20 protein-coding genes are annotated in these 25,879 nt (G+C 42.4%); 14 read left to right on the forward strand and 6 right to left on the reverse strand.

All coding sequences use genetic code 11. The features are described 5' to 3' along the window. Nucleotides 1-9 precede the first annotated feature (9 nt). On the forward strand, nt 10-1,764 hold the full coding sequence (locus tag PSYCG_RS05230) for a 2-oxo acid dehydrogenase subunit E2 (protein ID WP_020443258.1): 1,755 nt from the start codon (nt 10-12) through the stop codon (nt 1,762-1,764). Between the two features lie 163 nt (nt 1,765-1,927). On the opposite strand, the gene PSYCG_RS05235 is transcribed toward PSYCG_RS05230, so the two are convergent. Further along, nucleotides 1,928-2,563: an OmpW/AlkL family protein gene (locus tag PSYCG_RS05235; RefSeq protein ID WP_020443259.1), complete on the reverse strand. Its 636-nt coding sequence runs from the start codon at nt 2,561-2,563 to the stop codon at nt 1,928-1,930. 576 nt (nt 2,564-3,139) lie between these two features. Here PSYCG_RS05235 and PSYCG_RS05240 point away from each other — a divergent pair. Next, complete coding sequence (locus tag PSYCG_RS05240; RefSeq protein ID WP_020443260.1) at nt 3,140-4,117, forward strand: ion transporter; 978 nt, start codon at nt 3,140-3,142, stop codon at nt 4,115-4,117. A gap of 268 nt (nt 4,118-4,385) precedes the next feature. Here PSYCG_RS05240 and PSYCG_RS05245 read toward each other — a convergent pair whose 3' ends face one another. The 3 genes from PSYCG_RS05245 to PSYCG_RS05255 all read right to left on the reverse strand — a co-directional run bounded on the left by PSYCG_RS05245 (nt 4,386) and on the right by PSYCG_RS05255 (nt 9,334). Beyond that, nucleotides 4,386-5,051: a TerD family protein gene (locus PSYCG_RS05245; protein ID WP_020443261.1), complete on the reverse strand. Its 666-nt coding sequence runs from the start codon at nt 5,049-5,051 to the stop codon at nt 4,386-4,388. An 87-nt stretch (nt 5,052-5,138) separates the two neighbouring features. After that, nucleotides 5,139-6,275, reverse strand: a complete 1,137-nt coding sequence (locus PSYCG_RS05250) for a helix-turn-helix transcriptional regulator (protein ID WP_020443262.1) — start codon at nt 6,273-6,275, stop codon at nt 5,139-5,141. Between the two features lie 119 nt (nt 6,276-6,394). After that, entirely contained in the window at nt 6,395-9,334 is a 2,940-nt protein-coding gene (locus tag PSYCG_RS05255; RefSeq protein WP_020443263.1) for an ATP-binding protein, read from the reverse strand. A 352-nt stretch (nt 9,335-9,686) separates the two neighbouring features. Between PSYCG_RS05255 and rsmG the strand changes: the two genes are divergently transcribed. From rsmG to PSYCG_RS05305, 10 genes are all read left to right on the forward strand, one after another. Continuing rightward, on the forward strand, nt 9,687-10,403 hold the full coding sequence (gene rsmG, locus PSYCG_RS05260; protein ID WP_020443264.1) for a 16S rRNA (guanine(527)-N(7))-methyltransferase RsmG: 717 nt from the start codon (nt 9,687-9,689) through the stop codon (nt 10,401-10,403). A 127-nt stretch (nt 10,404-10,530) separates the two neighbouring features. After that, nucleotides 10,531-11,310 carry a ParA family protein gene (locus PSYCG_RS05265; protein ID WP_020443265.1) on the forward strand — a complete coding sequence of 260 codons (780 nt, stop codon included), beginning with the start codon at nt 10,531-10,533 and terminating at the stop codon, nt 11,308-11,310. 145 nt (nt 11,311-11,455) lie between these two features. Further along, nucleotides 11,456-12,571: a ParB/RepB/Spo0J family partition protein gene (locus tag PSYCG_RS05270; protein WP_020443266.1), complete on the forward strand. Its 1,116-nt coding sequence runs from the start codon at nt 11,456-11,458 to the stop codon at nt 12,569-12,571. Nucleotides 12,572-12,655: 84 nt separating this feature from the next. After that, the gene (locus tag PSYCG_RS05275; RefSeq protein ID WP_020443267.1) at nt 12,656-13,390 is read left to right on the forward strand and encodes a MotA/TolQ/ExbB proton channel family protein; all 735 of its coding nucleotides are present in this window, start codon (nt 12,656-12,658) and stop codon (nt 13,388-13,390) included. A gap of 89 nt (nt 13,391-13,479) precedes the next feature. Further along, nucleotides 13,480-13,911, forward strand: coding sequence for an ExbD/TolR family protein (locus tag PSYCG_RS05280; RefSeq protein ID WP_020443268.1), 432 nt, complete (start codon nt 13,480-13,482; stop codon nt 13,909-13,911). A gap of 136 nt (nt 13,912-14,047) precedes the next feature. Continuing rightward, complete coding sequence (msbA, locus tag PSYCG_RS05285) at nt 14,048-15,844, forward strand: lipid A export permease/ATP-binding protein MsbA (protein ID WP_020443269.1); 1,797 nt, start codon at nt 14,048-14,050, stop codon at nt 15,842-15,844. A gap of 2 nt (nt 15,845-15,846) precedes the next feature. After that, nucleotides 15,847-16,965 carry a tetraacyldisaccharide 4'-kinase gene (gene lpxK, locus PSYCG_RS05290; RefSeq protein ID WP_020443270.1) on the forward strand — a complete coding sequence of 373 codons (1,119 nt, stop codon included), beginning with the start codon at nt 15,847-15,849 and terminating at the stop codon, nt 16,963-16,965. 48 nt (nt 16,966-17,013) lie between these two features. Then, nucleotides 17,014-17,820 (forward strand): 3-deoxy-manno-octulosonate cytidylyltransferase, encoded by an 807-nt coding sequence (gene kdsB / locus PSYCG_RS05295; protein WP_020443271.1) that lies wholly within the window; start codon nt 17,014-17,016, stop codon nt 17,818-17,820. Nucleotides 17,821-17,962: 142 nt separating this feature from the next. After that, a complete protein-coding gene (locus tag PSYCG_RS05300; RefSeq protein ID WP_041772513.1) occupies nt 17,963-19,081 on the forward strand; it encodes a DNA polymerase III subunit delta' in 1,119 nt (372 codons plus the stop codon). A 138-nt stretch (nt 19,082-19,219) separates the two neighbouring features. Beyond that, nucleotides 19,220-19,567 (forward strand): PilZ domain-containing protein, encoded by a 348-nt coding sequence (locus PSYCG_RS05305; protein ID WP_020443273.1) that lies wholly within the window; start codon nt 19,220-19,222, stop codon nt 19,565-19,567. 106 nt (nt 19,568-19,673) lie between these two features. On the opposite strand, the gene ppk2 is transcribed toward PSYCG_RS05305, so the two are convergent. Continuing rightward, on the reverse strand, nt 19,674-20,687 hold the full coding sequence (gene ppk2 / locus PSYCG_RS05310) for a polyphosphate kinase 2 (protein WP_011513404.1): 1,014 nt from the start codon (nt 20,685-20,687) through the stop codon (nt 19,674-19,676). A 281-nt stretch (nt 20,688-20,968) separates the two neighbouring features. Further along, nucleotides 20,969-22,585: an acetyl-CoA C-acetyltransferase gene (locus PSYCG_RS05315; RefSeq protein WP_020443274.1), complete on the reverse strand. Its 1,617-nt coding sequence runs from the start codon at nt 22,583-22,585 to the stop codon at nt 20,969-20,971. A 642-nt stretch (nt 22,586-23,227) separates the two neighbouring features. On the opposite strand from PSYCG_RS05315, the gene PSYCG_RS05320 reads away from it, so the two are divergent. Then, nucleotides 23,228-24,628, forward strand: a complete 1,401-nt coding sequence (locus PSYCG_RS05320; protein ID WP_020443275.1) for a 3-oxoacyl-ACP reductase — start codon at nt 23,228-23,230, stop codon at nt 24,626-24,628. Nucleotides 24,629-24,926: 298 nt separating this feature from the next. Beyond that, entirely contained in the window at nt 24,927-25,844 is a 918-nt protein-coding gene (locus PSYCG_RS05325; protein WP_020443276.1) for a MaoC family dehydratase, read from the forward strand. Nucleotides 25,845-25,879: the final 35 nt, after the last annotated feature.

Here is a 25,879-nt window from a genome sequence, read left to right on the forward strand (position 1 = left end):
AAATGAAAAATGGACATTAAAGCCCCCGATTTGGGTGTCGATAGCGCCGAAGTCAGTGAAATTATGGTTGCAGTTGGTGATGTCATTGCAAAAGACGATAATATTATTCTACTTGAGTCAGACAAAGCTTCGGTCGAAGTGCCAAGCTCTGCTGCTGGTAAAGTGACTAAAATCAGTGTTGCGATTGGTGATCAAGTCAGTGAAGGTATGGTGCTAATCGAGCTTGAAAGCGAAACTGACAGTCAAGATGACAATCAAAGCGTAGAAACACCTGCTGCTGACACTCAAGAGAAATCTCTTGATGGTGAGCAAGAAGAAACGCAAGAAGAAAAGCAAAAAGAAGAGCAGAGCGATAAGGTGCCAGCTGAGTCAAATACCGATCAACCTGTTGAGCAAGAAGCAACAGCGACCACGCATGCGCTCCCAGATTTAGGCGTCGATGAAGCGCAAGTATCTGAGATTATGGTCAGTGTTGGCGATATGGTCACTGCTGATCAGTCTATCTTGCTGATCGAGTCAGATAAAGCGTCGGTTGAAGTGCCAGCGCCACAAGCCGGCAAAGTTGAGGAAATACTGATACAAGTAGGCGATATGGTTGCCAATGGGCAAGACTTTATCGTCATCATCGCTCAAAGCTCAGACAATGCTAATGCTACGAGTGAAGCCAAAGCACCAGTCGCTCAATCGCAAGATTCAAAACCAGCAGTGAGCGAGCAAAAGACTGATTCAAGTCAGGAAGCTGCTAAACAAGCTACGACTGAGCCTAAACAAGTTGCTAGTACTACTGCAAAAAGCAGTACAGGTAATAAGCTGACCGAAGCACAAGTCAATGAAAAAATGGTTGATGTCTATGCTGGTCCTGCCGTGCGTAAACTTGCCCGTCAGTTGGGTGTAGATATTAGCCAAGTAACAGGTTCAGCACTGAATGCACGTATCTTAAAAGAAGATTTGTTTGCTCATGTAAAGCAAAGCTTGACGACGAAACAAGCTGCACCCGATACTGGAGCCGGTGTATCTAGAGCCAGCTTACCAAGCTTACCTGATATGAGTAACGTTGAGATTTGGGGCGAAACAGAAACCCAAGACTTAACTCGCTTGCAAAAGGTGTCGATTCCACAGCTGAATTACAACACTTACTTGCCACAGGTGACGCAGTTTGATTTGTCTGATATCACTGAGACAGAGCAGCTGCGTAGTGAGCTTAAAGGCAGTATGAAAGCTGAAGGTGTTGGACTGACAATTTTAGCCTTTATTGTCAAAGCAACGGCTTATGCATTGACCCAGCATCCACGTTTTAACAGTCATTTAAGTGACGACAATACCCAAGTCATCCTACGTAAAAGCGTAAATATGGGGATTGCAGTAGCAACAGATGATGGCTTAATCGTGCCAGTGATTAAAAATGCTCACGAAAAAGGTATTAAGCAAATTGCGATTGAAATCGGCGAGTTGGCCATCAAAGCCCGTGATAAAAAGCTAAGTACTAAAGACTTGCAAGGCGCAAGCTTTACTATCTCAAGTCAAGGTATCTTGGGTGGTACGGCGTTTACGCCATTGGTGAACTGGCCACAAGTTGGTATTTTGGGGGCATCAGAAGCGACGATGCAACCGAAATGGAATGCTGATAAGCAAACTTTTGAGCCGCGCTTGATGTTGCCATTGTCATTATCGTATGATCACCGTGTGATTAACGGTGCTGATGCGGCAGTATTCACGCGTTATGTCGCAACATTGCTTGCTGACCCGCGCCGTATCTTGCTATAAACTTTAGTATTACTTAAATATGTTATGAATCATAAAAAGACTGTCTGCGGATGGTCTTTTTTATAGCTGTTATTGCAACAAATGATAGATAAATAATAGACAAAAAAAAACCAGCTTATCGCTGGCTTTCTATTTATGATATTTAGCTTATAACTCTGATAAATTAGAACTGTTTTACAAAGGCAACGCCATAAGCCCAAGGACTGATATCGATTTTGCCAATATCAGTACCATTTAAAGTAGCGTCAGTTTTGATGTCCATATAGCGAGCATCAATACGGAAAGACTCAGTGGCAGCAAATGGGATATCAAGACCGATATGACCAGCAACACCAACGCTATCATCAAGCTTTAATTCAGTACCTACAACGTTTGCTTTTTCTTTAAAGAACATCGTGTAGTTTACACCAACACCCACAAACGGTTTTACATTCATAGGTAGGTTATAATCATCGAAGTGATATTGTAGAGAAAGCGTTGGTGGTAAATGCTGAGTTCTACCAGTGATCTCATTATTTAAGGCATCAGTTAAGGTAAAGTCATGATGAAATGGAATGGCAGCGAGTAGTTCAACACCAACGTTATCAGCGATAAAGTATTCACCACTGATGGTTGGACGGACATCGCCATCAATATCTACAGCATAGTTTGTGCCACCTATAGTGACATCACCATTATCATTTTTAGGATCAACATAATGCGCACCAGCGGCAACTGTCCAAGTGCCTGCAGGCACAGCAAAAGCAGTGGTCATAGTAAGTGCAGTAGCAGCGGCTAAAACTAGGGATTGTAGTTTCATCGTTTAATTCCTTAACGTTTAGATAATGGTCGCTAGCTCCTGAGGGATGTCATAAGTTAGCAACATATAATGTTAGGCTAGGGATTAACCTGTAACATCTGCTATCTATTATAGTACAAATACCTTACTAATAGTAAGGTATTAAGCGGAATGTTCAGATATTTATGCGTAAAGTTACAATGAGAAAGGTTTGGATACGTTAAAGTTTATGGCATAACCTATTTTGATTGTAGGTTTTTGCTATTATTGATATGCCATTATTTTATAAAGGGATCGGTTATCTATTATGCTTGGCTACTGTAGTAATTCTCCACTGCGCTGTGACAACGCTCTCTCATTGATAGTGTTAGACCAAATAGATTCTTGTTGCCCGATCTGTGGCTTATCCTTGTTACCTGCCCAAAAACGTAGTCATGAGTGGCGCGCTGAAGAGCGGTTATTGCGCATAGCGTTTTTTGTCGTTGCTATCATATTGGTCTTGGTTGTCTACATTTATTATACAAAGTTAGTATAATCAGACTCTCATAACGGCTTTTTTGTTCATCCAAGCTCGGTGTTACACCGCATAGGGACGGCATGCTATTTCAATCTATACGGCGCTTGCGTCTTTTTGTCTATAATATTTTGCAAAACGATGAGCATGATACGCTCTTTAGTCGCTGTGTTGATTATTTCCTTATTTTTTTGATTATGGCAAATGTCACTGCGGTGATTGCAGAGTCTGTTGATACTTGGTACTACCCTTATCAAGAATACTTTACGTGGTTTGAAAATTTTTCTATTGTGATATTTTCTATTGAATATTTGCTTCGCATATGGAGCGTTGCTGAAGCTAAGCCAAGCAATACTACATGGCGACAGCGCTGGGATTGGCTAAGAAGTCCATCTGCATTGATTGATTTGATTGCCATTGTACCTGCGTTTTTGAACTTCTTTGTCAGTATAGACTTGCGTTTCTTGCGTATTTTACGTCTGTTTCGTATTCTTAAATTGACTCGTTATTTTGCCTCATTGCGTATTTTGTTGGTGGTTATTAGTAAGGAAAAAGGCTCCTTCCAAGCGGTTATTTTTATCTTAATAATTATGATTGTGACCGCTTCTAGTGGTATCTATTTAGTAGAAAATCATGCACAGCCAGAAGAGTTTGAATCGATACCAAAAGCCATGTGGTGGGCGGTAGTTACTCTAACAACGGTAGGTTATGGCGATGTGACGCCGATTACCAATGCTGGCAAAATATTAGGCGCTATTATTACTATATTGGGCGTTGGTTTAGCAGCATTACCTGCTGGTATTTTGGCAACTGGCTTGGCAAATGAGCTCAGTCAGCGCCGTGAAGAGCTTGAGCAGGATTTCAGGGGACAGCTGATTGATAGTGATTTTGATTTGGTTCAAAATCAAATGATGATTGAAAAAATCCGCCGCGAGCTTGGCTTAGATAAAGAGCAAGCGCAGGATATTGTGCTGCAAGTGCTGCGTGAGCAAGAGCTTGAGCGCCGTGAAAGAGACGTGCAGCAAAAGAATTTTTGTCCACATTGCGGTGAGCGCTTATAGTAAAGGACTAGAGTCAGGGAAAAGTAATATTGATACATCAAGTACTGCTGATATTAATTTTTCTTGCTTGCTGTGCCTACACAGACAGTGCCTACGCAGACAGAGGCTGCAAAAAATTTATACCAGCAGCACTGTAGCGTTTTTAAGATATTTTAACTATGCCAGTTATCACGGGCTTTCTTCTGTATCGAATCGCCTATATAAAATAAAAAATGGTCAATGGCTTTGTATAGCGATTGACCATTTTTATTAAGCGCGGCACATCCTTTTAGCTATAGATGGCTTGCGGGATCGGTAGGGCACGAGCCAATTCATGCGCCACTTGTTGTGCCGCTATTGCCAAATCTGTTGCAGGGAGTGGCAGGTTCTGTAACGTTAGATGCCAGTCATCTACTTCTCGGCGCAAATGGGCAACCCACAGCGTCACGCAATCACGTGGCAGCTGCTTTAAATTGACCTCAAAAGAGCGGTTACCTTCATCATCGCTGAGATGAATCTCGCCTTTTTTAACTCTGGTAAAAGGTTGTCCGTAATAGGAGTTGGCAATCAAAGCAATATGCGTGATATGAGCAGGGATTTCATCCAGATATAGTCTGATTTGCTCTTGATCAAGCGGTGCAAGATACATCGCTTGGTCGCCGCGGTCTTTACCATTCAAACTATCGCCTTGATGGCATATCGATTCGGCTTTGTCGCGCAGCTGCTTAAACCAAACGATATCGCTGATGGTGCAGTTGTCATCATATAATACGCAAGCCAAATCAAGATCCATGGAGTTTGCATTTTTATTAAAACGTTTCTTTAATTTTTTAAATAAGCCTGTCTGTTCAACCTTGGTAAATTCATAATTGAGACCAAAAAACAAAGTTCCTGCGTCCAAACCCAACCCTCTTAAGCTGTCTGAAAGTAGTGGCGATGGGGTAGTGGTCGACATAATAATCCTTTTGATACTTGGTTTTTTTATGAGTGAATTAGGTAGATGTAGAAGCTATAAAAGTGCTTGTAAGAATGACTTAAAAAATTAGATATCTTCCACTACTTTATCTAATACCGCTTGATAAAGCAGCTCTGGTTTGGCGTTTAGCAGCCCATTACCAAAACCTCGTAACCACCAAACCAACTGAGAAGTTAGGTTCACCGTTGCTTGTATGGTCAAGGTTTCATCGTTATTGATGATCACAATTTGGTCATCACTGAGCTTACTTTCTGTTAAGCTTTTGCCTGCTTGTTTGGTAAATTGTAGCTCAATCGCTGTATATTTGCCATGATTGGGCAGTTGGCGGAATAAAGGATGACTAAAGCCCATACCACCTGCGTCAAGATAGTTATCTAACTGAAAATTATCAGGCGTTTTTGCTGCGCTCTCTAATATCTCAACACTGGCAAATCGATGTAGGGCAAAGGTGCGAATGATAGTTTCGCTATCATCAGTGCGGGTCGCGAGCAGATAAATAATCACCCCGCGTTGGATAATGGCAATAGGGTTTAAGGTATATTCGCTGGCTTGGGATTTGTTGCTACGGGTATAGCTGGCTTTGATTTGTAATTGATAAAATAAAGCATGATAAATATTATCTTTACTGTCCAAATCAATGTGCGGCGCAATCAAAGGCTGGGTCGCAGGCTCAATACGAACCCTATCAATCCATGAATGGGTTACTTTGCTGTTTTTAAGTTGGCGCCGTGCCAAATCAAACCAAGGAAATAACTCATCTAAAATAACGGGCGGTAGCAGCTGGCTTAGATTGGCTTCCACCATATTAAAGGCAACCGCTTGTGATAGATTCATATGCGGCAAGCTTTGTAGCGGCGCATCGTCTTCCCAGCGCCAACCTTGTGGATTGGCGTTATTTTTTTCGATAGGAAAACGTTTGGCAAGGGCGTTTAAGTCGCGCTGTACTGTGCGCAAACTGATGTCAAAACCTGCCAGTATCAGCTGCTCATAGACATGAGTGGTGCCGACCCAACGATTACGTTGTAATTGCGACAACACTTGCCACTGCCGCGCTGTTGTCGCAGCGCCATGACGACTATCGGCTGCATCATCAGCGGTTTTATTGTCTGAAAGTGCAACAGCGTTTGCTTGCTCATCAGTAGCCTGTTGATTGTCGCGATTATCGTTGTCAGTATGAGCAATGTCGGTATGAGATACAGTCATGAAAAGATAACCTTTGTAATGTCACGATTATAAAGTCAGTGGGTTATTCACATTAGTATGAGCATGAAATGACATCAGCAGATGGTTATTATATAGCATTGCAGAGAGCACCCTAATATCTAGCGTGCTTCATCTATAATAACTTCTTCTACGATAGTGTCGTTATCCTCTTTAATAAGCTGTTCTTTAATAGCCTTTTCTTTGTTAGAGACTTTATTCTTATCTTCTTTTTTCTGGCGTTTGGCTTGGCGTTTCTTTTTGGCTTTCTTTTTTGATTTTTTATCGTCAATATCATCATCTGTATTTTGGTTTTCATCCCATAGCATCAAACGACTTAAGACTTTACCAAACAACGTCTCTTTGCGGTAGCGACTTTTCTTATTCACTGTATCGACAGGTAATCCCGTCATTAATGTGAGCGCTTCACTGAGCGTGTGCACCCCATATATATGAAAGCTACCTGCTTTTACAGCGGTAATGATATCGTCGCGCAGCATAAGCTGTTTGACGTTTGCCATAGGAATGACCACGCCTTGCTGTCCAGTCAATTCTTGCTCGCGGCACGCATCAAAGAAACCTGCAATCTTGGAATTGATGCCGCCGACGGCTTGTACTTCACCAAGCTGATTCATAGAACCTGTAATCGCAAGAGATTGATTGATCGGTACGTTTGCTAAGGCAGATAACAGGGCACAGCCCTCACTGACAGTCGCGCTATCACCATCAATATGCGCATAGCTTTGCTCAAAAGCCAGTGAGGCACTAAAATTTAGCGCATGGTGCTGACTAAATAATGCTCTTAAGTAGCTGGTCATGATCAGCATACCTTTGGCGTGCAAGCTACCGCCCAAATCAACATCACGCTCGATATCTAGGATTTCACCTGTACCGATATTTGGCTGAATGACCGCTGTGAGACGGGCAGGCATGCCAAACTCACTATCGGCATAGCTTACCACTGTTAAGGCGTTGACTTGCCCAACTGCCTCTCCTTGAGTTTGAATAAGCTGCTGACCGTTTTTGAGCTCATCCCAATAGAGGTCGCGCAAATATCCTGAGCGCTCATCCATATCTTCAATAGCTTGTACCACATGTTTGGCACTGACGATATCCTGTCCGCCCAAACGCGCATGGCGATTGGATTCATGCAACAGCTTAATAAGCAAATCACTGTGCAGACTTAGACGGTCTTGATCCTCTGCTTGCAGACTTAAATGCTCAAGTAGAGCAGCTTGTGCCCTTCTATCAAATGGATAAAGATTGGCGTAATCAATGATGTCTGCCATCTTTCCGACCAACGCGAGCTCGTGCTCATGAGTACGAACCACATCATCGTGGAAGTCAGCACGTACCTTAAATACCGCATCAAACTCCGGCTCAAGCTCCAGTAATTCGTAATACAAGTCAGCTTCACCTAATAAAATGACCTTGATATCAAGATCAATGGGCGCAGGCGATAAGGATAAGCTACCTGTTAAGGTCAGCATTTGCTCAAGACTTGAGAGTTTGATTTTACGAGACTGTAGTGCACGCTTAAGACCTTGCCACGCATAAGGATGCTCAAGCAAATGACTCGCTTCAAGCAGTAAGTAACCTCCATTAGCACGATGTAAAGCGCCGGCACGAATCATGCTGACATCGGTCGTAACCGTACCTAATTGAGTGATCTGCTCTACATGACCTAATAAATTTAAGTGAGTAGGCAAGTCTTCAAAGATAACGGGCGCACCACTATCAGGCTCATGACTGCTAATAACATTGACTGCATATCTACTAGGCGTCGTGGCGAGCAATGCCGTTACAAACTCTTCATCATCTCCATTAACGATACGCTCGACATGAGTAACCATATCGGCAAAGACTACTTTTAGATACTCAACGACCAGTGGTTGAGCACTGAACTGCTCATAAATAGGGGTAAATAACGGCTGTAGTGCCCGTTTGGCAATATTGCGATGTAGCGACTCGATGGCATCATTGGCTTCATCTTCTAATTGCTCTAAAGCAATCGTCAGCTGACTCAGACGTTTTTGCATATGATTTTTTTGAGCGAAATTATTTAGCTCAGTTTCATATTCGCTGCTATATGAACTATCATTAGCCTTAACATTGCTCTCATCGGTGCTAGCGGTCGCCGCTTCCTTATTGTCATTGATAAGGGTATTGTTTTTATGACTATTAGAGAGTTTGTTTTCTTTATCATCCATATCGCTCGTTTCTGTTGCAAGCTGGCTTGGATGAACAAAAACGGCTTTATTGTCAAACGGCCGAAACGTTAACGCTAGATCATACTGCTTGCCCTCAGCATTGAGCATATCATAGGCATGACTTTCCTTTTGATGTGTGTCATTTTTGATGGCTTCTATCTTGCTTTGATACTGATCGCTGCGAAAGCGTTGACTCAGCCGTTTTTTGGCTTGTTGCCACAAAGTATTGACTTGATGTTGCAAGACAGCGGCCTGACCAGCAGGTAAGCGTAGTGCCAGCGGCGTCCGAGGATCAGTGAAGTTGTGTACATATACCCAATCATCCGGCGTCGGTGCATCGGCTGCGATAAGACTGAGCAAGCGACTAATCACCGTGCGTTTACCCAAACCATTCTCGCCAGCCGCAAACACATGATAGCCACTAGCATGAATATCGAGTGCCGTATGCAACGCCTTAAGCGCCCGCTGTTGCCCAAAACCAATATCTAAATCTGGTGCGCTACGCGTATCGGCTGGCAGCAGACTAGGTTTACTATAGCGCTTAAGCTGGTTTGTCGCGACGAGGCAGCGCTGACTGACTTCTATGAATATAGGATGAGGTGTAATAGGCGCATCAGTAGCGTTAGGGATATTTTCTTTTTCTGCCGACTTACGAGCCGTTTTTTTACGTTTTAAGCTTTTATCCAATTTCTTCTTATCTAAGGAATTCTTATCCAATGATTCCTTATTGGCTGACGACTCTTTATGAGGATGCTTGTTACTTGAGTCACTGATAGGCATCATAGCCTCTGCGGTATTATCGCTAATGTCTTGTTGGTCTTTATTCAGGAGTATGTTTGGCTGTTCTGTCATAGGAATAGGGTCAGTCGCTTAAAAGTATTAAATGATGATTGATTTTGGTTTTTTTGATGTGGCAATGAATACATTAGCATTTATAGTAATAGAACATCTTACAAGATATCGCTGTGTTTTGAAGCAATCATTGAGCGCAATTTTGTATCATGGGCGATTATGCCTTAGCCAATAAAAGTTTACTAATAGTAATTATAAAACGATAATAGTAGAACAGTTAAAGAAGAATAACAGCTCAGTATAGCCGTAGATAGTATAAGATGACGCACATTGGCGCAATCTGCAACTATTCAATAAGCAGCCTGCATGATAAAATAGACGGTTCACATGTCAAAAACGGATAAACCCTTGTATGTCAGACTCCACTAAAGCTTCTTTATCCTCTGCTAACATGGGTAATATTCATATTGATCCGACAGGCTTTGTAAAGCTTGGCGCACAATTACCGACATTGGCGAATATCTTAGCGCAAGCAATAGACGAGTTGGGTCTAACATTGAATGCCCAGCAGCAGCGCAGCTTATTATTGTATTTAGACCAGCTTTTATTATGGAATAAAGCGTATAATCTGACCGCGATTACTGATCCGGTAGAAGCACTTATCAAACATGTCATCGATTGTTTGGCTATTATAACCCATTTACCCTCAGGGTCGCTGCTCGATATTGGTACGGGCGCAGGTTTGCCGGCAGTGATTATTGCTATTTGTCAGCCTGAGCGCTCATGTACAGCGCTTGATAGCAATCAGAAAAAAATCCGCTTTATTAAGCAAGTGAGCAGTGAGCTTGGTTTGAGTAATATGCAGCCTATCGCATCGCGTATTGAAGCGCACGAGGCAAGCTATGATGTGATTACTTCTCGAGCATTTGCCAGTTTGATAGATTTTGTTGCAGTTGCCGAGCCGCGATTGGCAGATAATGGCTATCTATGTGCGATGAAAGGCAAAGCGCCAAGTGAAGAAGAGTTAGACGCTTTAAGTAACGATTGGCAGTTTAAGACCATTAAATTAAACGTGCCACGTTTACATGATAGTCGTCATTTGATTGAATTGTCTTATAAAAATGTCTAAGCTATGAGCACAGCATTTACCATGAAAATATCTTTTTTATGGTAAATGCTGTGCTCATGTTTATGTTTTCAGTAAAAGCGCGTGTTAATAAAATTAGTAACAGATCCTAATTAAATTGAGTGAGTGTATGGAAATCATAGCGATTGCGAATCAAAAAGGCGGAGTGGGTAAGACCACAACGGCGGTAAATTTGACCGCCAGCTTGGCTGCCAAACGCAAGCACGTACTGCTCATTGACTTAGACCCACAGGGTAATGCGACTAGTGGTACGGGTGTCGATAAGAATGAGTTGGCACTGACGATAGCAGATGTGTTCCTTGATGGGGTGGCTTTATCTGACGCTATTGTTAACAGTCCGGCAGGATTCGATGTCATCGGTGCCAATCGTGATTTGGCGGGTATGGACATCACTTTGATGAGCAAAACCAACAGCCATGAGTTATTTAAAACGGCAATGGCAGATTTAGTTGAAGCTCAAAAAGCGGCACAAAAACTTGCCTATGATTATGTGATTATAGACTGCGCGCCCAGCTTAAATTTATTGACAATTAATGCGTTGGTAGCGACTGATAGCGTTATTATTCCGATGCAATGCGAGTATTATGCACTAGAAGGCTTGGCGGATTTGTCTCAAACGATAGAGCGTTTAACAGAGTTGAACCCTAAGTTATATATTCGCGGTGTGGTCAGAACGCTATTTGATGTACGCAATACGCTCGCCCGTGATGTGTCTGCTGAACTGGAAGCGCACTTTGGTGAGATCATGTATCAAACCATTATTCCAAGAAATATCCGTTTGGCTGAAGCGCCTGCGCATGGTCTACCGGTCATTGCTTATGAGAGATGGTCAAAGGGCGCACGTGCTTATCAGAAATTGGCCGCTGAAGTCATGAAACAAAGTCGATAGTTATGTGGTTATAAGAGAAAATGATCGATTATAAAAAATAATGGATCACTGGAGTAATCAGCCAGATAACAAAATTGTGCACATCGTATTTATTATTCAATTTAAAACATTTGGCTTTTATTTGAGCGTTAGAGGATAGGTAATCATGGCGAAGAAAAGAGGGTTGGCTGCCAATCGAGGTTTAGACGCCTTATTAGGGTCAATCAAAAAAGAAAAGCAAATCACCGCCTCTGCCTTGCAAGACGATATAGCTGTGCGCGAGCAGGCTTTACCCGCTGATCCAATAGAGACAAAAGCGACGGTCAAAACTGCCGCTAATGCAAAATCTACTGCCGCTTCTGAGTCAAAAGATGCCAATCAACGTAAAGCTCGTACACCGCGCACAATAAATAAAAATACTGCCAATGGCAATCGTGTGAACGTGAGCGAAAGTAACGGATCTGAAGACCAAATCAGTTTGGTGCAAATCGATGTTACCCGTTTGCAGGCCGGTAAGTATCAACCGCGGCGCGACATGAGTGAAACGGCACTGGCAGAATTGGCATCTTCTATCGAACAGCATGGTGTCATGCAGCCGATTGTCATTCGTCCATTACTCGCCACAGAAGATAAAAGTGAAGCTTTTGTTACTCACGAGATCATCGCCGGTGAGCGCCGCTGGCGTGCGGCGAAAATGGCAGGCAAGTCAGTCATTCCAGCGATTGAGCGTGCTTTGTCAGATGAGCTTGCGATTGCCCTCGCATTAATTGAAAATATCCAGCGTGAAGATCTATCCGTGATTGAGCAAGCAGCAGCATTACAGCGTTTTCATACTGAATTTGGTATGAGTCACGCTATGATTGCTGAAGTCGTGGGTAAAGCACGTACTACCGTATCAAACCTTCTGCGCTTAAACCAGTTGCACGACACGGTCAAAGATCACCTAGCTACTAGCGCCTTAGATATGGGTCATGCGCGTACGCTTTTAGCGTTATCATCTGAGCAGCAGCCTATCATTGCTCAAAAGATTATCGATGGCGGTATGACCGTACGCGAAGCTGAAAAGCTTGTTAAATCTATTTTGCAGCCAGCGCCAAAAGCCAGTCGCACTGAACAAGTGCAATCTCGTGATGTTGAGCGTTTGACGCAAAGATTGACAGATATGCTCGGCGCTGAAGTGAAGCTTAAGCATAAAAAAGACGGGCAGGGTAGTGTTGAGATATTCTTCCACAGTCAAGATCAATTAGCCGCTTTAATTAAGCATATGGAAGCACAGGCTTAAAATATTGCGTGTGTATTTAATCTAATGCTTATTTAAATAATCTTGATGACCGCTATTTTTATCAAAATATAAAAGAGAGTTGATATGTGGGAGTTGGTAAAAGCGGGTGGTTGGCTGATGACACCTATTGTATTGTGCTCTATTTTAGCATTAGTGATTATTATTGAGCGTAGCCATACCTTACAGTTTAACAAGGTTGCCCCAAATAGATTGCGTGAGCAGCTGATTACTCGCCTTCGTGAAAATGGTGACATTGGTCGTACGCAGCTGATGAATGTCAAAGAAAAGACTGCGCTAGGTGATATCCTAGCAACGGGTTTGCTCTATCGTCAATACGGCTTAGAGTCGATGACGATGCATATGCAAAATCGTGCCAGTGTACAAGTGCATCAGTTAGAAAAAAATATCAATATGCTTGGTACTATTGGAGCGATTGCCCCTTTACTTGGCCTGTTGGGTACAGTACTGGGTATTATCTCATCGTTCTTAGCGATTACTGATGGTGCAATGCAAGACCCAACAATGCTTGCTGCAGGGGTGTCGCAAGCTCTGATTACGACTGCGGCTGGCATGATAGTTGCCATCCCAGCGTTGGTAGCCTATCGCTATTTTCAGCGTCGTATCATCGATATCAATGCGCAATTTGAAACCCAAGCAGGATTGATGGTTCAAGAGTTATACGATTATCAATTGTTAGAAAATACCCATATTCCTAATACATCTAAGCAAGTTACTCATGCTGCAGTAGATGCTAGCATAAGAGATCAGCACTCAATTGACGGATTTGGTTTAGATAAAACGGCAACGGCTACTCTATAGTTGTATTTTTAGCAGCGCCATAATGGCATTGTGAAAACGCTATATTGGTCAGATTAGTATCGAATATCACGACTATTGAAGAGAGTGACATGCGCTTTAGAAAACCAACCGTTGAGCCGCTTGAAATTAATCTGACCCCGATGATTGATTGTTTATTATTTTTAATCGTGTTTTTGCTACTAGCAACCTCGTTCAATCACTTTAGCCGCTTAAATATTATTTTGCCTGAAGCGGAAGGTGTGGCACTGACCGACGATAAAAACAGTATTGAGGTAGCCGTGCAAGAAGATGGCAGCTATTTGGTCAATGGTATTACCCTTGCCAGCAGCAATGAAGCTGAACTCACCAGTATGTTGCAGCAAGAGGCAGGCAGTAATCGTGATATGCTATTTGTGATTGCCGCTGATGCCAATGCCACACATCAATCAGTAGTGCGAGTGATGGATATCGCTGGCAAATTGGGCTTTTTAAATATAAACATTAGTACCGTTGTACCACTTGGTCAAGCGTTACCGCAATAAATCTGAATAAGCTTGGCTTATAGCGTGTTCTCAGTATTAAGCACCATCACTCTTTTTTATGGCTATATACATCATTGTAAGTTACTGCTTTATCAATGCCATTCACTCTCGTTCTTATACCTATATTGAGGCTTTTATGAGCCAAGCTTACCAACCTGACTCTACAAAAACTTCTGCTAAAACACCAGTAGCACCAACAGTGGCGACGTTAAATCCGCCTAAACGCAAGACGCTCATGCGTTTACTGGCTTATTTAAAACCATACTGGTGGGCAATATTACTTACCATTATCGGTTTTGCTATTAATGCCGCCACCGAGATTTGGATTGCCAAACTCCTGCAATATATCACCGATGCTATCAATCAGAACGATCAAAGTAAGCAGGATTTATTTCCGTTTATTATTGTGATGTTGTTCTTTGTGCGTGGTGTGGGTAGCTTTTTGGGTAATTACTATACGGCGTTGGTGTCACGAAATTTGGTCTATGAGCTGCGCGTAGAGGTGTTTAATAAGTTACTGCTTTTGCCAAGCTCATTCTATTTGGCCAATCCGGCAGGGACGATTTCGTCTAAGCTTATTTTTGATGTTGAGCAGGTGACCGCTGCCAGTACCGACTCAATGAAAACGTTATTACGTGACGGTCTGACCGTGATGGCCTTGATGGGCTTTTTGCTTTATAGCAACTGGCGTTTGACACTGATTTTATTCGTTGTGCTGCCACCGATTTTATGGCTTATCCGTGTAGCGTCAAAGCGTTATTTGAAGCTTTCCAAAGGTATTCAAGAAACGATGGGTGATGTCAGTCATATCACCAATGAAGTCATCAATGGTTATCAAGTGGTCAAAAATTATGGTGGACAAGCATATGAGTCCAAGCGCTTCGATGTGACATCTAAGAAAAACCTACGCCAAGGCATGAAGGTTGTTGTGACCAATAGTATCAATACCCCAGCAGTACAGTTATTGATGGCAATGGCAATGGCAGTCGTGGTTTGGCTAGCGCTACGCCCTGCGGTGATAGACGATATCTCAGCAGGTCAGTTTATCTCTTATATCGCAGCAGCAGGTCTCTTAAGTAAGCCAGTACGCTCATTGACGGATGTCAATCAACAGTTACAGAGAGGGCTGGCGGCTGGTGAATCGATATTTGCTTTATTAGATGAGCCGGAAGAAGCAGATACTGGTGGGCTTAGTCCTGCCTTGGCAGGTGAGATTAAACTGGATAATGTCAGCTTGGTTTATCCAGATTCAACCGTGGCACTACACGACTTTAATTTGGATATACGTGCAGGCGAGACAGTAGCGCTCGTTGGACGTAGTGGCGCGGGTAAATCATCTTTAGTCAATTTGCTCACACGTACATTAACCACTTCTTCAGGGCAGATTACGCTAGACGGTATGCCCATTGAAGACATTAAGCTTGAAAGCTTACGTGCCCAGATTGCGATGGTCAATCAGCAAGTGGTACTGTTTAATACCACTGTGTTTAATAATATTGCTTATGGCAGTTTGGCTCATAAAACTCCAGCTGAAGTTGAGCAAGCAGCAAAAGATGCCTTTGCTCATGATTTTATTATGCAAATGCCAAATGGCTATCAAAGTGAAATCGGTGCTGAAGGTTTACAACTTTCTGGCGGTCAGCGTCAGCGTTTATCGATTGCACGTGCTCTGCTAAAAGATGCGCCAATTCTGATATTGGATGAAGCTACTAGTGCTTTAGATAATGAGTCAGAATATTATATACAAAAAGCGCTCGATAATATTATGAAGAATCGCACGACATTGGTTATTGCGCATCGATTGACTACAATTGAGTCCGCCGACCGTATTGCTGTACTAGATGGTGGTCAGATTGTTGAGCTTGGCACCCATACTGAGCTGATGCAATTACATGGTCATTATGCGCAGATGTATGCGCGTGATTTTGAATAATTATGAATATTGAAACGATAATAACGTGTGCATGGCAACGCAAAGCAGCTTGGCTTTGGCTACTGTTGCCAGTGAGTTGGCTGTATGCACTGTTGATGGTACTACGCCGCCAAGCTTATAAAGTAGGTGTTTTTCCCAGTTACCGTGCGCCTATTCCAGTCATGGTTATCGGTAATATCACGGTGGGTGGTAGCGGAAAGACACCATTAATTATTGCTTTGGTTCGACATTTGCAGCAGCAAGGCATTAAAGTAGGGGTTATCAGTCGCGGTTATGGCGGTGATAGCAGCCAGATGCCAGTATTGGTTACTACAGAGAGCGTGCCCAATATTGTTGGTGATGAGCCATGTCTCATCGTTAATACGACAGGGACAGCCATGGCCGTATCTCCTAACCGTCAGCAAGCGATTGCTCTTTTGCTAGAGGCTTATCCAGATCTACAGCTGATTATAGCTGATGATGGTTTGCAGCATTATGCGCTGCAACGTGATATCGAATGGGTTGTCGTAGATGCGGCGCGAGGGTTTGGGAATAAACAGTTGCTACCGACAGGATTTTTACGCGAACCCATTTCACGATTAAAGGGTGCTAATGTCATTTATCATCAAAAGGCAGATGCATCATCAATACATAATAAATCTGACTATAACAAGCCCTTAACTGAGCATTTAACGATGCATTTACAACCAGATGATTTAGAACTGTTGTGGTCATCTAATAATCAGATAGATAATTTAGCCGTAGTAGCCATGGCATCTGAGAAAGGCAGTCAGGTACATGCGGTGAGCGGTATTGGGTATCCTCAGCGTTTTTTTGATACTTTATATGCGCTTGGTTTTGAAGTTATTCCGCATTCTTATCCTGACCATTATGATTTTAGTCTGGATGAACTGTTGCAGTATACTGACCATCCTATTATCGTAACCAGTAAAGATGCTGTGAAAATAAGAGCTTTGATAATGCAAGCCATTATTAATCAAGCGCTGAGTGACGAGTATAAAGAGCTGGTCAGCAGATTATGGGTATTGCCAGTGACCGCAGTATTGTCAGAGAGTTGTTACGAGAGTTTACAACAGCAATTGCAAACCTTGGACATCGATATAAGCATGAGAAAGCAATAATATAGCGTTTATCATATAAAGATTTAAAAGGTTTTATAGGAACATATTATGTCATCAGCCCTTATGCCCGTCAAAACTCATATCGTCATTCCTGCGCGTCTAAAAAGTACACGTCTACCTAACAAGCCATTATTAACCATTCATGGCAAGCCCATGATAATTTGGGTAGCTGAAAAGGCACGATTGGCGGATTTTGCCGATGATATGTGTATTGCAACCGATGATGAGTCGATTGCAAAAGTTTGTCTAGATGCAGGTTTTGATGTAGTGATGACAAGCAGTGAACATGCTTCAGGTACGGACCGTTTGGCTGAAGTGGCTGCCATCAAAGGCTGGGCTGCCCATGATATAGTGGTTAATATGCAAGGTGACGAACCACTAGTGCCACCATTGTTACTAGAGCAAGTTAAAACATTATTGGTACAAGATGTAGAGAGCGTCATGGCAACTTTATGTGAGCCAATCGAGGACTATGATACCTTTATGCGCCCATCCGTCGTTAAAGTGGTCAGTCAGAAGTCCAATGACCAACAACGAGCGCTTTATTTTAGTCGCGCGCCGATTCCTTGTAATCGTGATGTTGTATTAACCAGTGAGAATAATAAACAGCCGCCAAAAAATGCCTATCGTCATCTAGGCTTATATGCTTATCGTGTCAGTTTGCTACAGCAATTTGTTCACTGGTCACAAACGCCGCTTGAAATACTAGAAAGCTTAGAGCAATTACGTGTGTTGGAAAATGGTGGACATATCGCCATTGCTAAAGCTGCCTGCTCATTACCTGCAGGTGTCGATACGCAAGAAGATTTGGATCGTTTAAATGCCATGAGTTTGACAGATTTCCAAGATTATTAATGTAGAATAGCCTAAGCAATAAAAATACAGTTTCTATTAAAATAGCTTTAATTAAATTTTATAGCATTATTTTTATTCCAAATTACTCTTAGAAATTATGCTCTAACACAGATTTTTAATTGAAAGATATTAAGTGAGTGCCATGAGTGAGCTGACAAATATGACAGATGATATGTATTTTGCGCCACTATTGCCATGGCAACACGAACTTTGGTCGCAGCTGACAATGCGGGTACTAGCGCCGCAGCAATCTCTACCTCATGCGCTGTTAGCAGCTGGTATGCAAGGCATGGGCAAGCGCGCTTTTGTATGGCGATTGGTGGCATGGTTATTATGCCGCGCGCGTGATGAGCATCCACTCGGCGCTTGCGGTCATTGTGAGAGCTGTCAATGGCTTAGATCAGGTACGCATCCAAGCTTACAAGTGCTACCGCTAGTCAGCCTGCCAGTCAATGCTGATAGCAGCGCTCAAAAAGAAGCGTTAGCTAATAGTACAAAAGATAAAAAATCTGCTAAGACAGCGAGTAACGCGTCATTAAAAATAAAGGTGGATGATATTCGTGCCTTGCAGCCTTTTATTTATCAAGGCGGGCAGGGAATGCGTATTTGCGTATTAGATCATGCTGAGAAAATGACCATTGCCGCCGCCAATGCGCTACTTAAAACCTTGGAAGAACCCCAAGCCCAAGTCCATTTATTTCTGATTAGTGATGCCCCTGCACAGTTGCTCCCAACGATTAAAAGCCGTGTTCAGCAATTGGCATTACAGACGATTGACCCTGCTGTCGCAGTGGATTATGTGACTAAAGCATTGGGCAGCAATATTCATCGTGAAGCGGTTGGTACAGATGCCATTGAGCAGCTTATCCAGTTAGCAAATGGTGCGCCTTTAGCAGCTGTGGCACTGGCTCAAGCGCCATGGTATAGCAAGCGCGCACTATGGCTGACAACATGGCAGGCATTACGTAGCGGTAAGCGCAGTAGCGTGGCGGCAAGTGACTATTGGCAAACCCAGCTTGGTATTGTCGAATTTATCCAGCTGTCTGAACTCATGATAATCGATATCCGCCGTGTTGGTTTGGGCTTTGAAGCGCAGCAAAAAGACATTAATTTTTTAATCAATTTAAATGATTGTCAACCTATTGATAGTAGGTTAGAGGTGTTTGCGCATAGCTTACAACAGACAAAAATTGCGCTGCAACAAAACGTGCAAGAAAAATTCGCCTATGATAAGCTGATGCAAGATTTGGCTTGCTTGTAATAGACAACAAAGCCTAAAGATGCTCTCGCATATCAGTGCATGCCATTAAACTTATTATCAGTATTTATACTCTAATACTATACAAGATAACCCTGTGTGAAAAAATACTGTAAACCTCATGGATAAAGGAAGCTGACTATGGCAATGCCAGGACGTGGTGGGATTTTAACCTGTCATATTGAAAACATAGATATGCTATATGCAAGCTATCTGTCCTTTGTTACCAATGGGGCATTGTTCGTGCCGTCTGATCGAGCGCAAAAACTGGGTGACGAGGTTTTTATTGCTGTTACTTTGCCCAATTCTAGCGAGCGTTTGCCTATGAATGGCAAGGTAGTTTGGATTAATTCTAAAGCTCAAAGTGGTCGTCCAGTAGGTTTTGCAGTCCAAATGGGCACGGACATTACGGGATTAAGAATAAAGAAAGAAGTTGAGCGTCTATTGGCAGGTAAGATCGACAGTTTGCAGGCTACTTATACTATGTAGTTTTAATATTTATCAGCAATTATAATGACTGTATAAAAAAAGCCTTATAACTCTTTATAAGGCTTTTTTATGAGCAATATTTTTTAGACAGTGTGAATGCTAATAATTAATAGCGCGGCGGCACATACATATCATCAGGAATAGGCTCGCGATAATATTCATCATCGCGCTTACGATCAGGTAGCTCCACCTCATCGCGTGGCACTTCTTTATAAGGAATTTGCTCAAGTAAATGGGCAATACAATTGAGCCTTGCACGTTTTTTATTATTGCCCTCAACCACCCACCAAGGCGCTTCAGGAATGTGCGTACGCTCAAACATCGTCTCTTTTGCTTTTGTATAATCTTCCCAGCGTCGCCGTGATTGCAAATCCATCGCTGACAGCTTCCACTGTTTCAGTGGGTCATGAATCCGGCTCATAAATCGAGAATGCTGTTCATCATCAGTAATTGAAAACCAATATTTTACCAAACGTATGCCCGAACGTACCAGCATACGCTCAAACTCTGGTACTGATTGAAAAAACTCTTCGTACTGCGCATCCGTACAAAACCCCATAACACGCTCGACGCCCACGCGGTTATACCAGCTACGATCGAATAAGACAATCTCGCCTGCAGCAGGTAAATGCGCCACATAACGCTGAAAATACCACTGTGATTGTTCACGTTCAGTAGGTGCAGGTAGCGCAGCCACTCGACAAACACGGGGGTTTAATCGTTGGGTGATACGTTTAATCGCCCCACCTTTACCCGCAGAATCACGTCCTTCGAATATCACCACAATGCGCTCACCGCGATCAACGACCCAATCTTGCAGTTTAATCAGCTCACGTTGTAAACGTACCAGCTCTTGAAAGTAGGTACGCCGATCTAACCGCTCTTGCTCACTCATCTCGCGACCATCAAACCGGAAATCGCGTACATAATCGTCTATTTCATTCTCAAGCTCTTCATCATAACTGTCAATTAAGTCTTGGTGCATCTTGCGTTTTAGCTCATCGTTCAAAAGATCTTTATCCATACGCTCTATGAATGTCACTTGCTCAGGTGTGGTTAATTTACTGCGTTCTTGCTCGGTTAAAGATGTCGGGTCAATTATTAAGGGTTTTTTACCCATGATGCGCTCCTGATAAATATTTTTATTATGCCGTTACTATCTTATAGTCCATTAAATCCAAAAGTACGTCGATATAAGTGTCGTTTTTACAAATATCTTTATTCTGTTTTATACCCATCTTTACTTTAGCATAGCACGCTCAATTCTATGAGTAGAGTAAGCTTCATTATTGTGTTAATAAAGTAGCCAATATTTATTTAGATAAAAAAATACCCTCTAATCTATTGATTAGAGGGTATTTTTAAAACTGCATCAGTCTTACACGTTGTATTTACATATCACTATTTTTCTAAGATACAGGTCACACCTTGACCGCCAGCGGCGCAAATAGAGATAAGCGCACGACCTGAGCCTTTTTGATCTAATAGTTTGGCAGCAGTGGCTAGGATACGACCACCGGTTGCAGCAAATGGATGACCTGCAGCAAGTGATGAGCCGTTGACGTTTAGCTTACTACGATCGATAGAGCCTAGTGGCGCGTCAAGACCTAGACGCTCTTCACAGAACTTCTCGTCTTCCCATGCAGCAAGCGTTGATAATACTTGTGAAGCAAAAGCTTCATGGATTTCATAAAAATCGAAATCTTGTAGCGTCAAACCAGCACGCTCAAGCATACGCGGTACGGCATAGGCCGGTGCCATGAGCAAGCCTTCTGTATCACCAGATTTACCGATGAAATCAACAGCCGCTGTTTCTTGATGGACGATATAAGCCAATGGTTTTAGACCATGTGCTGCCGCCCACTCATCAGTACCCAATAGGATACAAGATGCACCATCAGTCAATGGGGTAGAGTTAGCTGCAGTCATGGTTGGCTTAGCATTCTTCTTACCAAAAACAGGCTTGAGCTTAGCTAGCTTCTCTAAAGTGGTATCTGGACGCAAGTTGTTATCGCGGGTCAGACCTTTATATGGGGTAATTAAATCATCAAAGAAACCTTCGTCATAAGCGCGTGCTAGGTTTTGATGACTATTGAAGGCAAGCTCATCTTGCGCTTCACGGCTGATGTTCCATTCAAGCGTAGTGATCGCTTGATGGTCGCCCATAGATAAACCAGTACGTGGCTCACCATTTTGCGGCGTATCAAGTAAATCTTTCGGGTTTAGACCCATCAATGCTTTTAGGCGTTGTTTATTGTCTTTAGCTGCACCCAATTTAATCAATACTTTACGTAAGCCATCACCGACTGCGATAGGCGCATCAGAAGTAGTATCAACACCGCCAGTAATAGCTGAATCGATGATACCAAGCGCGATTTTATTGGCAGAAGCAAACGTCGCTTGCAAGCCAGTACCACAAGCTTGAGAGATATCATACGTTGGGGTATGTGGGTTAAGTGCAGTATTTAATGTCGCTTCACGAGTCAAGTTGATATCGCGGCTCAGTTTCATAACTGCACCAGCAACGACTTCACCGATTTTTTCATCTTGTAAGTTAAAACGCTCGACCAAACCATCTAACGCAGCAGTGAGCATATCCGTGTTGCTAACATCAGCATATGAGCCGTTTGAGCGAGCAAATGGGATACGGTTGCCACCTAGGATAGCCACACGGTTCTGACCTGAGCTAAGCTTAGTCGTACTTGCTTTTTTAGCCACAGTATTTGTTTTCTTAGCAGGAGTCGCGTCAGCCTTTTTAGATGCTTCTTTTTTATCACTGTTACTTTTTGCCGTACTTTCTTTAGCTGCGTTATCATCTTTCGTAGCAGTGGTTTTACTATCTTTTGCTACGGTTTCTTTTTTAGCGCTATCAGCTTTTGGTTCTGCTGCTTTGGCATCTGTTTTTTTAGCATCAGTGATGTCTGATTTTACAGCAGTATCGGTGCTCTTAGCATCACTGGCTTTTACTACGGTGGTCTCAACAACAGGACTATCTGGGTGATTGCTTTTGTTACTCATAATATTATCCTTAAAAAATATGGGTAGAAATAGAAAAGGGAAGTTATCAAAAAAATATTTAAATAATAGAAGTCTTTATTCTAAAAACACCTAAAATACTTTAGATACGTATTACCATTTATTGCGATATATATTACACATTATTGTCATACAGCATAAGACGCTTTTTATAACCTTACTGTATATCTTTAGCAAACGATGTGACGCTTAACCGTGGATATTGCAGTGTTTACAAGGATAAATATAAGGTTTATAAACTGGCTAGTACTAATTAAAAGCATTGCATAATCGTAGGTTTGATAATATATTGTTATCGATAAATGGATTTGCTATAACTTATAGGTCTTAGTTTAGCACAAACTAAAATCCTTTAACGGCAGAAAAATAGACCATCTTGTATACTGGCTTGTCTACATATTGCTATGGACATTAGTGGTTTTTGGACTTATTCGGTATGAATGTGTATAGTTAAGACCGTTTCTAACCTATTTAATAAGTACTTATTATTTATAAATGATGATATTAATGCCGCTTTATACAGGTGTTTTTTATAATCAATGCACTTTAATAGCGCGCATTTCATCATAGATACATTTTATTCTTGTTTACTATTATTTTATTCATCAATTAAAGGATTATATTATGTCAGACCGTTATGGTGATTTTGTTCAATCGTCTATTGGTAAAAAGGTCGCAAAGAATTTAGGCTTACCGATGCCAGTAGATCTTGACCGTTTTGATAGTGGTCAACCTTTGGTACGTGGCAGCGTGCTGGTTGGTCGTGCTAATGGTGGCGATAACGCAGTTAGTGCATCAGTGGCTCGTATTTTGTCAGAGCTGCATACGGAAATCTTTGTAAATAGTGGTGATGACGTAAAAGATACCCTGTCGGATGCAGGCGTCAAAGCCAAAGCCAATACTGGCAGTGATGATAAGTTTAAAGTCTTATTGTTTGATGCCAGCAATATTAGTAATGCTGAAGAGCTCAAACAAGTGTACGAGTTCTTTCATAGCGTTGCGCGCCGTGTCGAAAAATCAGGTCGAGTGATCGTCATTGGTCGTCCACCAGAAGCGTTGACTGATATCGAAGCCGCATTGGCGCAGCGTGCCCTTGAAGGTTTTGTAAAATCAGTTGGTAAAGAGTTCAAACGTGGTATTACTGCACAGCTTATCTATGTTGAAGCAGGCGCAGAGCAGAATTTAGACTCAACGCTACGTTTTTTTACGTCAGCGCGTTCAGCTTATGTGTCAGGACAAGTCGTACGTGTCAGTAATGGTTCCAATATCGATGTCGATTGGAATCAACCACTAGGTGGCAAAACCATGCTTGTCACTGGCGCAAGTCGCGGTATTGGTGAAGCAATTGCCCGTGTATTGGCTCGTGAAGGCGCGCATGTGATTTGTTTAGACGTACCACAGCAGCAAGCTGACTTACAGAAAGTGGCAAGTGAAATTAGTGGTTCGGCTTTGACAGTGGATATTACCAGTGCTGATGCTGGTAAAGAAATCGCAGAAGCTGCACAAAAACGTGGTGGTTTGGATTCAGTGATTCATAATGCTGGTATCACCCGCGATAAAACACTAGCAAATATGGATGATAAACAGTGGGATATGGTGCTTAATATCAATTTGGGCAGTATCGCTAAGCTCAACCGCTATTTACTAGATAACGATGTACTAAAAGATGCTGCACGTATCGTTTGTGTGTCTTCAATCTCAGGTATCGCTGGCAACTTGGGTCAAACCAACTATGCGACCTCAAAAGCTGGTGTCATTGGTTTAGTCAATGCAACCGCCAAGCAGCTAGAAGACAATGCAAAAGGCATGACCATCAATGCAGTTGCGCCAGGATTTATCGAAACGCAAATGACTGAAGCGATTCCATTTGCTATCCGTGAAGCAGGTCGTCGTATGAACTCGATGAGCCAAGGCGGTTTACCAGTCGATGTTGCAGAAACCATCGCATGGTTTGCCTCACCTGCTTCTGGTGGTCTAAATGGCAACGTTGTCCGCGTTTGCGGTCAAAGCTTATTAGGTGCATAATTGTTCTTATATCAGATGAAAATGCAGATGATAACGAAGGCTATGTGAGCCATGAAGTTGGTCGTTAATTATCTTTATTAAACAAGGTATTGAAGTTACTTCACATATGCTTACGAAAAAACTGCTCATAACTTGTAATAAAGCTGCCCAAGGGTGGCTTTTTTATGATAAAAACAAAGTGACAATAAGCCAAACACCGTTGCGCCTATTTTAGGATTTCATCTTATATTTTAGTCATCGAATTCATAGCATATTAAATGCCATCAAAAAACTACTTAATCCCAACTTAGGATGTATTATGTCAGACAAACATTATGATGCGTTGCCCAAAGCGCATACTACCTATGCAAATATTGTCAAAAGCCTATTGCCTATCGGTAATAATGGTAAAGTCAGCCGCGATGAGTTGCCGCAAGCGACGTATTTTGTAGATGATTTGCATATCGATCAAAGCAATCTAAATGATTATCGTAAAATTTGCGGCTTTGCAGACGATGGCAATGTGCCAGTTACGTATTTTTCGGTGCTTTCACAGGCGTTACAGATGAATATGATGGTCAAAGAGCCATTTCCATTTGCTATGCTAGGACTGGTTCACGTCGATAACAGCGTGACCCAGTATCGTGCCATTAAGCAGAGTGAAACGGTTGCTATGTCAGTGATGTTTGATAATTTGCGTGACCATGCCCAAGGTCAGCAGTTTGATTTTGTCACCACGGTAAAAGCAGCAGACGAAATCATTTGGGAAGGCACGTCGACTTATCTATCACGCAGCAAAAAACCTGCCAGCAGTAAGGACAAAAAGAGTACGCCGCGTCCAGTAGCCGTTAAGCCATCAATCAATGAAGAGGGTGTTCACAGTATTTTTGAAGTGCCAGAAGATATCGGTCGCCGTTATGCGTTTGTCTCGGGTGATTTTAACCTGATACATTTGCATCCATTATCAGCGCGTGCCTTTGGTTTTCCAAAAGCCATTGCTCATGGTATGTGGTCAAAAGCTAAGTGTTTGGCGATGATGGGCGAGCTGCCTGATGCTTGTACAGTTAAGGTGTCATTTAAGCTGCCTATTTTCTTACCATCTGAAGTAGAGCTTATCGCTGATCCACTTGCTCAGTTAGAAGGCGCAGAAGATACTTGCCAGTTTGGTTTGTTTAGTGCAAAAAATGACAAGCCGCATCTTGCTGGTGTGATTACCTTGCAGGATGAAGCGAAGTAAAATATAATTTTTATATCAAAAATCATTACTATTGA

Origin of the sequence: Psychrobacter sp. G, from assembly GCF_000418305.1 — a bacterium.
GTDB classification, from domain to species: domain Bacteria; phylum Pseudomonadota; class Gammaproteobacteria; order Pseudomonadales; family Moraxellaceae; genus Psychrobacter; species Psychrobacter cryohalolentis.